Annotated in this window: 15 protein-coding genes; 3 read left to right on the forward strand and 12 right to left on the reverse strand. The window is 39.4% G+C overall.

Going from position 1 to position 13,210, the window contains the following annotated elements:
• The first annotated feature begins 153 nt into the window (after positions 1 to 153).
• Positions 154 to 774: a zinc dependent phospholipase C family protein gene (locus NCCP2222_RS00235; protein ID WP_248508438.1), complete on the forward strand. Its 621-nt coding sequence runs from the start codon at positions 154 to 156 to the stop codon at positions 772 to 774.
• Positions 775 to 783: 9 nt separating this feature from the next.
• On the opposite strand, the gene NCCP2222_RS20690 is transcribed toward NCCP2222_RS00235, so the two are convergent.
• On the reverse strand, positions 784 to 912 hold the full coding sequence (locus NCCP2222_RS20690; RefSeq protein ID WP_282570618.1) for a hypothetical protein: 129 nt from the start codon (positions 910 to 912) through the stop codon (positions 784 to 786).
• A 379-nt stretch (positions 913 to 1,291) separates the two neighbouring features.
• Between NCCP2222_RS20690 and NCCP2222_RS00240 the strand changes: the two genes are divergently transcribed.
• Positions 1,292 to 2,263 (forward strand): glycine-rich domain-containing protein, encoded by a 972-nt coding sequence (locus tag NCCP2222_RS00240; RefSeq protein ID WP_248508440.1) that lies wholly within the window; start codon positions 1,292 to 1,294, stop codon positions 2,261 to 2,263.
• Between the two features lie 457 nt (positions 2,264 to 2,720).
• Here NCCP2222_RS00240 and NCCP2222_RS00245 read toward each other — a convergent pair whose 3' ends face one another.
• From NCCP2222_RS00245 to NCCP2222_RS00260, 4 genes are all read right to left on the reverse strand, one after another.
• Positions 2,721 to 3,704: a phosphotransferase enzyme family protein gene (locus NCCP2222_RS00245; RefSeq protein ID WP_248508442.1), complete on the reverse strand. Its 984-nt coding sequence runs from the start codon at positions 3,702 to 3,704 to the stop codon at positions 2,721 to 2,723.
• 363 nt (positions 3,705 to 4,067) lie between these two features.
• Positions 4,068 to 4,607, reverse strand: a complete 540-nt coding sequence (locus NCCP2222_RS00250; protein WP_248508444.1) for a PadR family transcriptional regulator — start codon at positions 4,605 to 4,607, stop codon at positions 4,068 to 4,070.
• A 66-nt stretch (positions 4,608 to 4,673) separates the two neighbouring features.
• Positions 4,674 to 5,840 carry a YhgE/Pip domain-containing protein gene (locus tag NCCP2222_RS00255; protein ID WP_248508446.1) on the reverse strand — a complete coding sequence of 389 codons (1,167 nt, stop codon included), beginning with the start codon at positions 5,838 to 5,840 and terminating at the stop codon, positions 4,674 to 4,676.
• A gap of 227 nt (positions 5,841 to 6,067) precedes the next feature.
• Complete coding sequence (locus NCCP2222_RS00260; RefSeq protein WP_248508448.1) at positions 6,068 to 6,466, reverse strand: cytidine deaminase; 399 nt, start codon at positions 6,464 to 6,466, stop codon at positions 6,068 to 6,070.
• Between the two features lie 341 nt (positions 6,467 to 6,807).
• Between NCCP2222_RS00260 and NCCP2222_RS00265 the strand changes: the two genes are divergently transcribed.
• Complete coding sequence (locus NCCP2222_RS00265; RefSeq protein ID WP_248508456.1) at positions 6,808 to 7,041, forward strand: cold shock domain-containing protein; 234 nt, start codon at positions 6,808 to 6,810, stop codon at positions 7,039 to 7,041.
• 148 nt (positions 7,042 to 7,189) lie between these two features.
• Here NCCP2222_RS00265 and NCCP2222_RS00270 read toward each other — a convergent pair whose 3' ends face one another.
• The 7 genes from NCCP2222_RS00270 to NCCP2222_RS00300 form a co-directional block, all read right to left on the reverse strand.
• Positions 7,190 to 8,143, reverse strand: coding sequence for a calcium/sodium antiporter (locus NCCP2222_RS00270; protein WP_248508458.1), 954 nt, complete (start codon positions 8,141 to 8,143; stop codon positions 7,190 to 7,192).
• Positions 8,144 to 8,378: 235 nt separating this feature from the next.
• The gene (locus NCCP2222_RS00275) at positions 8,379 to 8,777 is read right to left on the reverse strand and encodes a VOC family protein (protein WP_248508481.1); all 399 of its coding nucleotides are present in this window, start codon (positions 8,775 to 8,777) and stop codon (positions 8,379 to 8,381) included.
• Between the two features lie 55 nt (positions 8,778 to 8,832).
• Entirely contained in the window at positions 8,833 to 9,189 is a 357-nt protein-coding gene (locus NCCP2222_RS00280) for a VOC family protein (RefSeq protein WP_248508483.1), read from the reverse strand.
• 234 nt (positions 9,190 to 9,423) lie between these two features.
• The gene (locus NCCP2222_RS00285; protein ID WP_248508485.1) at positions 9,424 to 10,296 is read right to left on the reverse strand and encodes a GNAT family N-acetyltransferase; all 873 of its coding nucleotides are present in this window, start codon (positions 10,294 to 10,296) and stop codon (positions 9,424 to 9,426) included.
• A 289-nt stretch (positions 10,297 to 10,585) separates the two neighbouring features.
• A complete protein-coding gene (locus NCCP2222_RS00290) occupies positions 10,586 to 10,861 on the reverse strand; it encodes a hypothetical protein (protein WP_248508487.1) in 276 nt (91 codons plus the stop codon).
• Between the two features lie 37 nt (positions 10,862 to 10,898).
• A complete protein-coding gene (locus NCCP2222_RS00295) occupies positions 10,899 to 11,564 on the reverse strand; it encodes a Type 1 glutamine amidotransferase-like domain-containing protein (RefSeq protein ID WP_248508489.1) in 666 nt (221 codons plus the stop codon).
• Positions 11,565 to 11,856: 292 nt separating this feature from the next.
• Positions 11,857 to 12,957 (reverse strand): DUF4145 domain-containing protein, encoded by a 1,101-nt coding sequence (locus NCCP2222_RS00300; protein WP_248508491.1) that lies wholly within the window; start codon positions 12,955 to 12,957, stop codon positions 11,857 to 11,859.
• Between the last annotated feature and the right edge of the window lie 253 nt (positions 12,958 to 13,210).

Genomic DNA, 13,210 nt, shown 5'->3' on the forward strand with positions numbered 1-13,210 from the left:
TGATCTTGCTCACAAACAAAAGTGTGCACTTCTATATAAAACATTTCAATCAAAATTATAAAATAAACCAATTTTACAAATTCATCAAAGAGGGATAAGATTGAATCATCAATACAAATCTACCAATTATTACATTATGAGAGGATGAGCAGAATGGGCTCAAGAATCATGCATCTCTTGATTGCGAATCAAATCGCGGAGCATTTATCAATCGAAAACAAAACTGCATTGTTGTTAGGAGGGATTGCTCCGGATGCGGTATCTCCAAAAGAACTGTCACATTATTTTATTGGCGCAACAGAAAAATACACTAGAAGCATAGATTTTAACGGCTTTCTCAATAACTATGATTCATCTATAGAAGACCCTTATCTGCTCGGGTATTACACTCATTTGATCGCAGATAATGTTTGGCTTCAAGGCTTCTATCTTTCATGGCTAAAAAATCGCATGAATGCCGACGAGAAACTCTATGAACGATATCACAACGATTTCCGCATGTTGAATGGCTTATTACTTGAGCATTATGGCAATCGAGATGAATTGCTGTATTATCTTCAGGAGTCTTACTCTGTCCCGGATCTTTTGGAAGTGAAAAGTATTGATATACAAAAGTTCATTCCTCATGTTATTGCTGATCTGTCATATGACCAAGGACTCGTAATCCAGAATAAACTGCAGGTTTTTACGCTCGAGCAGATCATAGGATATATCGAAACTTCTGTCGACATTGCTTTGCTTCAATTGGAACAAATAAAAACAACTATACAGTAAGTCCGCACTCTACTTTTCCTGGCGAACTCTTCTTCTATAAAAAACAAAGGCAGTCACTACTAGCAACACGGTGACGACAGAAATGATGATGAATAATGGATCGATTACGATGAAATAGGAATCTTTAATTTCGTACACTCAAACACCCCTTACCTATTCTTTCTATTTGCGAAAGATATTTAATTACCATCCTGGTCCAGTTCCTCTTTCGTTAGGAAATTTTCATCGCTAAAAAAGCTAACCGGTATAAAAAGGGCCTATTTTAGGTCCGTGAGATCACTGCCTATTTGGTAGCAATAAATGTCTTACTTTGGTTACGTTCTTATTGAATGATAAGTTTCATTATTATCACATTTTTCATTGCACCCTTATACGCAATTATGCCGGTATCTAACCCAGCGCCGTAACCATGGACTTTATTTACGTTGAGGAATCACTTGAAGATTAGTGGCTTCCTAACTATTGTAGCTTCTCCTAATAATAGCTAAAATGGAAGTAATGATAAGGAGTTGATGGTATGGGCGGATGGATGCTTACAGTTGCTGTTGTGTTCCTCATTTACGCCGTAGTAATAAAGTCGAAATCGAATCGATTGAAACGGCCTAGACGTTCTCCAAAGTTGAACCCGCCGATTTGGGCTGATCAGGCGACCAAACAACTTTTCAAGCAATTTAATCAAGCATGGACTAATGAGATAGAAAAAGTTGTGAATGAACGATACTGTATACAAAATGGCAGCTTGCCTCCATATGAAATACAGGCACGCTGGTACGAATTAAAGAAGTTCTTGCTGCTAGCAAGCTTTTCAAAAGGATTGCCCATGTTCTCCCAAAAGGTTGATGACATATGGCATCTATTTCTTGAAGAAGACACCTTGTATCAAAAGTTCAGTACTGAATTTATCGGTGAGCGAATTGAACATCATCCGCATGGCCAGCCGAAACACTTACCGGCGGAACGTGCATGGTTCGATATTCTGTATCTTTCCTTTTTCCCCATCTCAGATCATTCCTATTTATGGGGTGATTTTTTACAGGAGCGAGAAGAGCATGAAAGATGGATGCAAAATATTAAATACCAATCGTCACAAATAAAATCGGAGCTTGGCAAACGTCGTGCAGCGGCTCCTACGCTTGAGTCGATGGATGCATTTCTTGCATTTGCAGAGGATTTGATGGAGAGAAAAGATAACAGACTTACGCAACGAGTTCAACAACCTGAGGGCTATTGGTATGGAGCGGCTCTCTTCGGGGTTGGGACATATGGCGCAATTGAAATTGAAGAGCGAAAGAGCAAGCATGATGGGTATAATGGAGATGGAATAGGCTATGCAAGCGGTGTCGATCAAGACAAGGAGCAGGATGAGGATTGGCATGATCTTACCAGTCACGTGAATGAATATCAGCCTGGCTCAGATGTAGTGACCCAATCCACCCACTCCGGCAGCGGTTGCAGTTCCTGCAGCTCGTGTAGTGGTTGTTCATCATGAACAACCACCGTCTGCCAATGTATCACCACTAACTAACAAACACGCCAGGCGCCAACTTGTAATTAAGCTAGGCGCCTGGAAATTACTTTGCAGTGTCTCGTTTGCGATAGGCTTTTAACTGCAAAATAATATCTCTCGCAAGCAAAATAGCTGCCAAGTAAAAAAATACACTTAACATAATAGATAATACTTGGCCCGTCTCTTGAGAAAATATCTTGTAAGTTCCAAAGCACAGGCAGAACAGCAGGAGTATCAATTTCTTGCTAATCTTGTTATCCTGCCTAAAAAACAATGTGAGTTTACTCATATTACGCTCTCTTTCTATCGATGCTCATATTTTCCTTTATTCCAGCTTACCATTAATATCAATAAGATGCTTTAGTAAAATACATAGCTTTTTTCAAAAAAGATGACCTCAAACGTGCTGAGGTCATCTTTTCTCGCTTTCGCGGCTTTCTTAAAAATCGTTACCAAAATTAATGGAATCATTTTTCATAGCTCCAATAAGTCTCTGTCTCAAGTCGACCATCCATTTTGGTTCGTGTTCCCACGCTTCTTCTAAAGATCGCAAAAGACGAACATAACTGTATAAATCGGCAAATCGTTTACAAGCCGGTATCAAATCAAATGCGTCATTTGAAATGTCGAATTGCGATTGGTAGCCATCCAGAAAGCATTGTTTTTTCTGTTGAAGCAGTTCGGCCGAAATGCAATCTTCCAAACTATCCATCGCTTGTACGATATCCATTACATACCAGTGATACATGAAGTCATCAAAGTCGATGGCAAAGCAGGATCCGCTCGTTTCATCATAAAAAACATTATCAAATTCAAAATCATAATGAATCAGCCCATAATTGCTTGATTTCTTAGGGATTGAGTCAAAATAACTCCTCAATTTTTCCGTTTCCGCTAAAGCCGCCGTTTCATTTGGATACTCCATAAGTATCGTTTGTACCCAATCCAATACGTCTCTATACGACCAGCGTTTACTGACAGATGGTGTAAACTTGCTAGACAGCTGATGGAGCAACCCTAATGCCTCCCCGTACTTAAAAACGATTCCATCGTCTAAATCGGTGTTACCGATTTGCACGCCTGGTACCCGTTTAAACACTGAAGCGAAATACTCGCCCCAAGGCGTATCTGCTTCAACTAGCCTCTCTCCCTCTTTCGAAACAACCGCTTCCAACACACCATACTTTTGAGTCTTCAAATACGCAATGTAATCAAGTTCAGCCAATAAATTCTCGTGTAGCTTCTCTGATCTTGGAGAGAAACGCAACAACTGTGTTGATCCATCTTTCTGAAATGGATAGATGGCATTGGAGGAAACTCGATAATACTTGAACATCTCAAGTGATGATTCATCATATTCCCAATACCTCACTAGCATTTCAGCCAAATCGACATGATTAAATAAATATTTCAATTTCAACATTACAGACACTCCCTATTTTCTTTTTGGTCTTTGGGTACAAGCAGTCCTCCGTATTTCATTCAATTACCTCCCAGTAATTGAGAACGATCACCTGGAACTACATTTGCCTCACTCTTATAAGACCCTAAAAATAGAAAAAGCTACGAGGTAGAAAAAATTACCTTGTAGCTCAGATTCTGTTCTGTACTATAAGCAGTTTGACCTCGCAGTCAAAAAGCTACCTAGTAAAGCCGTAAGAGTGAGAGGCAGGACATGTAATTTTTAAGGTGATCTTCATTAAATTAGTCATTGCACTAACTCACTCCCTTCGATGTTGTTAAGAAAATTATACCATTTTATATAATCAGTTAGCAATAGTTTTCCTCATATTTCTTCTTTCTCGATATGCTTAATTAATCGCTCTAAAAATGAGAGATTAGAGGTTATTTTATAGTGCGCATAATCATCCACAAACTCGGCAAACACCTTATGCTCTGGCCCTATTAAATGTGATGCATCGATTTGGCACAGCTGCTCGCGCGATTTATTAATCTTGTCTATCTTTTTTTCTAATAAACCGATGACCTTACCGCGTTCGACATACTTCATATTAGCTAACCCAATGACCATATCCCCGATGTCTTCGGCACTTTCAAAAAGCTTATAGATCTTTATGGGCAGTATTTCCCGACCTTTTTCCGTTATGCCAAAAACTTGCTTGTCAGGTCGATGCTCTTCTTTTATTATTTCTTTCGCCTCAATTAAACCTTGTTTCACTAACGATTCAAAATGGTAATATAGCTTGCTTTCCGTCAGGCCATTTATCTTTTCCAACGGCTGCAAATCCGCTAACTGCTTTTTTAATTTGTATGGATACGTATCTTCCTCCATCAGCTGTGTGAGGATGAAAATTTGGATTGCCATTGCTTCAGCTCCTTAGGCAAATAATAGTTTTATTGTAACAAAACTAAGTATTTCCTTCAGCTCTCATTATCCAATCGCCGTTTCCGCTTCCTGATTTTCGATTAGGTCGACCGGCTTGTGGAGAAGCCAAACAATTATGATATTAAGAAGCATGGCGGCAAGGCCAACCACAGCTAAACCGATTAGATAAGGACTGGCGCTTGTACTGCCGAAAAGATTCGCAAAATAGGCCTGTACTGAATAATACATCGGCGTGATATGGCTAGCCCACTCATATGGAGCATACATCATATCTCGAGAGATCGTCGCGCCGTTTGCAATCGTCTGGACTAATAGGATGGGAATATTCAAGACCATTCCTGCTTCACCAATCAAAAACACAACTATGGCTGTGAAATTGAAGCATACCCAATAGTTTAGTATTTGTTGTGCCCAGATTTGTACGAATTGATCACCGCTCAGATTATTGATGCCTACTGCCATTCCTGCAGAGACGAGACCTGCCATTATTCCGACAAGGATTGCTGTAAATTGAACATAGATAAACAGCCGTGTTTTGGTCGTTTTACCGCGGTTTGCTCTAAATGCACCAACCAATTGCATGGCGGCAATCATTGCGCCGACATACAATGCCATCGTTAAAAACATAGGCAGCATATTATTGTGCATGCCGTCCGGTACATCATTGATTGTTACGACATGACCGACGTAGCTCTTTTCAATTTTAGTTGCCAATTCCTCCGCTTGCTCCTTAGGCACGTTAAGATTCATAAGAACCCCTTCTGCCGTCTGCTGTGAAAATTGCTCCTGCAATTGCGAATTAATTTGGGAAATAACTTGATTCATTGTAGAAGAAACAACTGTGGCACCCGCCTCATTCAACGTAAAATCTATGCTGGAGGGACCCGCATTATTTTGTAACTCGTTTGAAAATGTTGTAGGTATATGGATGACCAACGCCAGCTTATTATCTTCCAGCTCCTGCATGGCTTCTTTATTTGAAAGATTTGTTTTTATTTTGTCGAATGGCAGTTGACCAGCCAGACTCTCTTCAATTTGCTCACCAATTTGTCCAACATCATCATTGACTATCGCAATTGATAATTGGTCAATATTTTTAGGAATCGCCGTGTAACCAGGCAGAAAAATCCCCAACATACATACCGCATAGAAAATCCCCATAAAGATTGAGGAAGTGGCACCTTTACTCTTTATAAACTGTGTGAACTTCATGTTATACTTCCTTTCTCTTCTGGTTCAATTAAAGTACTCTAATTAAACTATGTAGGAAATTGTATAAAATCTGTTCGCTGTTTGCAAATAAAAAATTTATACGAAACTAAATTTGCTCTTATTTTATGTCCGTTTTATGAATAACAGCTCATAAAAAAAGCCATTCCAAAGAACAAGAGTTGTTCAATAGAATGGCTATAGCGTTTAAATCAATTAAATAACTTTATTTACATTTCTAAATCTGTAAAGGCATACGGAAGAAGATCACGGAGCGTTAACTCCAGAATGTCATTCTTATCATTCGTCAAATAGACAGGCATGTCAGGTGAACAAAATTCGGCCATCACTTGTCTACAAATACTGCAAGGCGGTAGAAAATCTTCTGTTTCTCCTGCAACTGCAATCGCTCGAAAGTCGCCTTTCCCGTAACCATTTGCGATTGCGGTAAAGATAGCTGTCCGTTCAGCACAATTCGTAGCTCCAAACGAGACATTCTCCACGTTCACCCCATTAATGACAGTACCGTCTTTCAACAACAGTGCCGCCCCAACTGGAAATTTCGAATAAGGCACATACGCTGCTGACTTAATCTTTCGCGCACTATCCATTAATTGCTCTTTCTTCATCTGATCCATCCTCCAAAATAAGAATGAACTTATCAAAAGTCCCCTAGACGCCAACAACTTGTTGGCAGGACTTCAATCTTATAGTAGTTTGAAATATTCGTCAACAATATTTTTTAGCAGTTATTCATTCAGCTTCAATCTTGGTATATTCTTTAGGGATAAATGGCCAGCGAATTATTGGCGCAACAAATGTAGTTTAGCTTTTATTAAATACAATATCTCCAATATCATTTTGTAGGTGATCTACTGTATCTGATAAAAAACCAAAGCTCTGTTAACCTTAGCTTACTTTATAATGAAGTCAAATGTAGGAATTACTATCTCAAAAAGGAGGATTTATTATGAGCCGTAACATTAAAGGGGTCTGTCGCATCTTTCACGAAGAAGAAGGTTGGGGATGGATATCGATGGAAGGTGAAGATGACGTATGGGTACACTTCAGTAATATTGAAATGAACGATTATAAATCACTTACAAAAGGTGATATCGTATCGTTTGACCTTGTCGAAAATCCAAATTTAAAAGAACAATCACGTCAAGCTATAAATGTTAGGAAACTTGATATAGATAAATAATTGGTGATCACACATCACGTGTAAGGAGCATAAAACATATAAACTCCATTCATGCCTTTTCAGAGAAGACCTAATTGACTACAAAAAAGACGGAATCGAAATGTAATGGCTCTCGATTCCGTTTTTGGTGTTTAACTAATTATATTCACTAATTCCGAACTATTATATATGCTAAATAAATAATGTAGACCACGGCAAGCACCATGCCTTCCCGCTTTCCGATTTTATAACCGGTCCTCGAGAAAATCAATAAAATTACAGTCAGTGCGATCATAAATACAACATCCATAAATACTTTGTCATTCACTTGTAATGGGGAGATGACAGCCGAGGCACCGAGTACAAATAAAATGTTAAAAATATTGCTTCCTACAATATTCCCGAGAGCAATTTCACTCTCTTTCTTCAATGCTGCTGAAATGGAAGTCACAAGTTCAGGAAGTGAAGTTCCAATCGCAATAATCGTAAGACCAACCAGTGTTTCACTCATACCAAGGGAGTAGGCGATTTTCGTACCATTATTTACAACTAAATCCCCACCGAAAATGATCGCTGCCAGACCTATTATTGTAATGAATATATTTTTACCCCAGCTACTATTTTCAGTGTCATGTTCATTCACTGCGTTTTTCCTGCTTTTAAGACCAACCTCAATAATATAGTAAACAAAAATACAAAGGAACAAGATGAAGATGAAGCCGTCACTTCTTGTAATCATGTTTTCGCTATACCCCTGCAATGCAACGTCACTCATAAGAATAAGCAAAGCCACACTTGCAAGTAGTGTAAATGGGATTTCCTTTTTTATGGTCTCTGCTTCCACTTTTAACGGATATAGAAAAGCAGTTAGACCGACAACAAGAGTGATATTGAAAATATTGCTGCCGACGACATTCCCCACCGCTACATCTGCATTTCCTTCAAGAGCAGCCAGAATACTGACTGTCGCTTCGGGAGAACTTGTTCCGAAAGCTACAATAGTTAATCCGATCAATATAGGCGGAACTTGAAGCAGCCTTGCAATATTAGAGGATCCATCAACAAAATAATTAGCTCCTTTTATTAACAGTACAAACCCGACAAGTAATAAAAAATATGCCATTGGTTCCCCTCCCAAGCGATTTCACTCATGATATCTGATCACTTACGTACGTACCCCGGTATGACAAATAGCTAACATCGGAAAGATCCAATCCTCAATACACGAAACTGTATCCGAAATTCTATGTTTTCGTATATTATGTATTTGTTTTTTACTCTTCTATATATAAATAATTGACCTACTTATAATTAGAGAAAGAGAACTTAAAAGCATTTTAAGCTCTCTCTACATTATCCTACTTCTTTGCTTTACCTACTATTGAAGCAATTCTTACTTGTTCTTCATTCTTATCCAAGTACTCAAAAAAACCGATTTGATTGCCCCAAGGGTCTGAGAACGTACACCATTTAGCTGATACTTCAGGTCTTGAGAAAATCTCAAAGCCATCAATTTGCAGCTGTTCAACAAGTCGAACCCTTTCAGCTTCCAAATTACGAACTCCTAAGCGCATGGGACCATTCCCCACCGCTGGAACTCCTTCTGACACCTGCAGCCAACAGCCAGGAATGATTTCCCACTCCGCAAATCCACTATGTGGAACAAAATCCGGCTCCCTATTTAGTAATATTTTATACCACTCTTGTCCTTCCCTCATGTCGGAAACACGTACTTGTGTAGTCATTTCAAAAATCATTGTATCCCCCCAAGTAGAAATTAATATAGCTTGTTATAACGAAAGCAATCGCGAATTAAAGGCTGTTTTTCTCCCAAAGTTCGATCAATCGTCCTTCTGGATCATGAATCCAAACGAACTTTCCAAACTCGCTGTTTTCTTCTTGCTTAGCAAGAGGCACTCCAACATTCTCCAGATGCTGAATCGTTTCGTTCATATTATGAACTTGGAAATTTATCATGACTTGCTGATCCGTTGGAAAATAGGGATCATTCTCTTCAAATAAAGAAAATACAGTCTCATTACCAATTTGGGGTGTAATTACTGTCCCATTCCACTCCGCTAGATTTAGTTGTAATACTTCGCCGTACCACCTTTTTACAGACTCCAAATTTTTAGTTCTCCAAAATACTCCACCGAATCCTTTGATCATCGTACTCAACTCCATCTGTAATAATTTTCAGTTATTAACTTCTGTTCCAACTATACTGCTTTGTTCGTCTGAGTACAATTCTCCAAAAATCACCTCATGCGAATAATTGCTGAGATGATTTACTTATTACTAGTTCTCCGTAAGCTTTTTTTGCCATACTCATTTCGCCCCCTACGGATGTATACTCGGTAAATCGATGTCCGTTCCCACTTATGAGCCTGCTGCTTAGTTTTATCATATGCCAAAACTTTTTGTCATAAACACTTGAGATACTGACGTATTTTCAAAACCTAAAGCTAATAGACAGGAAACAACACGGCCATTTCCTTTCAGGAAATTATATGTTGTACGTGTGATTGGACGGTCATATTCCAGAGCATGCGCCAGAAGCTTAGAAAGAGCGCCATCATTCCCATTTTCTCTTACTTGAAAGAGAGTGATGCCTTCCGCATCTTTGCCAAACACTTGTTTTTTTCGAATTAAACAAGCTGCCTCTACTTCGCCATTCGTCGTTATCAAGACGACTTCACCACCCGCTTTTGGCGTGTTACTCGAATCTGTTTGCCAAGGGACCATACTTGGAAATAAATTAGATCCAATCGATTGAACAGCCGGTATCCTTTGCAGTTCATAGCCTTCAAGATCCGGCAGCTGAGCATCCAAAATTCCGTTACCACGCAAAAACAGCAAATCATCCACTACTTGATATCCACACTTCTCATATAAAGCAATGGCTGCTTTATTTTCAGAGAGGGCTTCTAATGTTGCTGTAGAAACATGATGCTCTCTAAGGACACTCTCCGCTGCTTCCATCAATCCATTCCCCAGCTTCTTGCCTCTATATTCAGGAACGATACCCGTACCGCCATTCCAGGAAATCTTTTGTCCGTCCGCTTCTCTGATTCCCTGAAGTACAAAGCCAATCGGTTTAGCTCCATCAAATGCAACGATAGACAATGCCGGGGACAAGCCTTCATTTCCAAAACGTCCGATAAATGTGTCGAGAGATAAATTCATCGGCATCAAATAGCCCTCAAACCCACGATTAAAGAGGACATGTGCTTCCTCAAAGCTCAGTGAAGTCATCAATTGATACGTAATATTCATTGGCAATCCCTCAATTTTTATTAAGATATAAAAGGTTGTAAGAGTTGTTAAGAACGAAGTTAAGCAAACAGGCTAAGCACTAGGCATGAACCCTCGATCTAACTGTTTGGCCGACCCATTTCTCACTTCCACTTTTCCATATTGGACAAGCTGTTCCAAGCTGACACCAGCCCATCCACCAGGAACTTAAATCTGAAACCGCTATAGCCAGGACGGCATTTTCCATAGAACACGCTGTTTTATCAACTCTCCAATCCATATAAAAATGATATCTTGATATTCGATATTACTAGATTTCACCACCGAATATAAACGATAGGAATATTACAAACAAGACACCAAGCAAAATAGAAATTAACGATAGATATTTAATAAACCCTTTTTCTTTCTTGATGAATGCAATAATTCCAAGAGTTATACCTGTTAAATAGATAGCAAATCCTATCGGTATAGCAATCATAGACCACTTTCCAAAGGTTATATTAATAGGTGGAAAAATCATATACGCAATAAATATTCCAACTACAACAAGAACGATCGAATACTTACTATATTTCCTTCCCACTTTCCATTTCCCCCTTAATGAAAAAAACTGCCTTCAATCAACAAAACTTTGAGGTCTCTTCTACTTTCAAGATAGTAGTACGGGAGATTAAATAGACATGGCCAAAGATATCAATTTGGTCTCCCTTTACTCGTACAGCACAATCTTTGTTAGAGGCAAAAACATTCATTTCTCCTGACAGAGGAGACAGCTCGTCACGAACAAGCTCCATGTTATCTTCAAGATCAAAGTGTGACAGGATAGAAAAATCGCTAAGCCCGATACCGTCATAAACAGAACTTTTTGGAATGTCATAGCCTAAGTTTTTTGAGCATAACCATTTGGCAGACATGTTGATTGCGCCAGCGCTGGCCCCTAATACAACGGCTCTGCAGTTTCTAATGCATTCTGACAAGTCATATTCCATCAAAAAACGATTAAGATTAATAGTGCTTCCACCCAACAAGAAAATGACCGAAGCCTGTTGAATCAACCTTTGGGCGTCTTCTTTCTGTACGCGATAGTTAATTAAATGATACTCTTGAAATATAATGCCAGCCTGATCCAGCCACGAACGCTCAGTAGCACCATCCTCTTCGAATACAGATGGATTCGAGCTAATCATAACTACCGATTTTCTATCAGTTATATCCTTCCGTAATGCCTTGCTTAATTTCTCTGGAAAGAAAGTAGTAAACCAACCTAAATAGTAATGAGCTTTCATATGTACCTCCACAATTAAATGACATAGACGATAACGAAATGCCTCTCTCTGTCTTTTATCGATTAACGTAACAGACTTGGTATAATTATAGCAGATAAAACAATTTTCATAACATTTACAAGATAGTCAGGACATTTTATCCATTCCTTTACTTATCAAATAAAATAGCCGGTTCTTTTTGATAAAGAGCCGGCTTTTCGCCTAACGCTTATTTTTTTCTAAAATTCCTTCTTCAATAAACATGGCATTGTCAAGTATTTGTCCAATAGAGATACAATACATTACAGAAGGTTTATTTCCCTTTCAATTGCCCAAAGAGTTCTTCCACTTCTGCTAAACCAACGTCGTCATATTTAGTCAAAGTAGCCAGGTCTTTGGGAAGCTGCCCCACCCGTTCTATCTGGTCTTCTTGCAGCTGGTGAAAGAGACTGGGATGTCCATCGAATTCTTCCTCGGAGAGCGAAATATTCGCCAATGGGTCGGTAACGATGACATAATCCGACTTGTAAAACAGAATGAGTTTTCCTGGATGCCCAAGCTCCACCTCACGTCTGGCTGTTTCTTCTTTAATTAAGTGTTTCAATTCTGTAAATAACATCTCGTCATGTTCTTCACTAAACCCTTCAACATCCTCATGTAATCCTTCCAGATTATTCGGCAGCTCACTCATCACTCTCACTTCCTCTTCAGCTCCAAGTACAGAAAGGTAACTTTCTGACTTCTCGAATCTTTGAGGCAGCAGGAAGGCGTCCCGAAGAAAATGCGGGACTTCCAAGCTGCGGTCTTTATATACAATTGTGCGAACTGATGCGAGACCCGGCAGTGCGTCTTCAGGGGAACTTGAACTTGCAGCTGTCTCCATTTCTTCAGTGAGACCTTTATGTTGTTGAATGTTGGAACGGATTAAGGCTTCCATCTTTTGCAGCCGCTCTTCCAGTTCGGACACTTCGGTTTCATCACCTTTCCGAGGCTCCGGATCTTGATAAGCCGGCACTTTTATATCTTGAGGTGAGTATTTCTTCACATACCATCGAACGATCAAATAGATCGCCTCCCAAGAAAGGAGTGCCTCAGAATATCGGAAATTTCTCGTTTCGTGCGCAGCTGAGTTTCCGTTCATCCGCACTTGATGTAGTGCGTCAAGGACTTCCTTTTCCAACAAACCCTTCTTCTCCAGCAGATCAATCCTTTCTTTCAGTGTCAGATTATCTTCCCCTGACAGCTGTTCGGCAATCATCACCCGTTGGAGAATAGCTTCGACAAATGTCCGGGCATGCATCAACATGGTCTGTGGACTGGAATAAATACTCTTTTCAAGCCCGTTTGCCATTTGGGACAAATCATCGGATATTGGTTCTAGAAAATGATAAAAATAGGATGGGTTATTTTCCATGGTAGGCAGGTCTCCTCATGTTAGCGTTGTATTTACTACTGATCTTAAACGGTTCCCCTTTTCAAAATTCTATGTATATTGGGGCGCAATTTGCTTAGAAAGCAACTTATTTAATAGGCAATGCCTTGTAGTTTATTTTCCCCATTGTACTGCACCATTAAACAATCGGTGACCAGGGAGATTGGAAACGCCCATCTTACAGAGGGCATCCAATTGTATTGGTTACTATTCTTTCTTTATTCCTTTTCATGGA

The sequence above is a fragment of the Sporosarcina sp. NCCP-2222 genome (assembly GCF_023168145.1).
In the GTDB taxonomy this organism is placed as follows: Bacteria; Bacillota; Bacilli; order Bacillales_A; family Planococcaceae; genus Sporosarcina.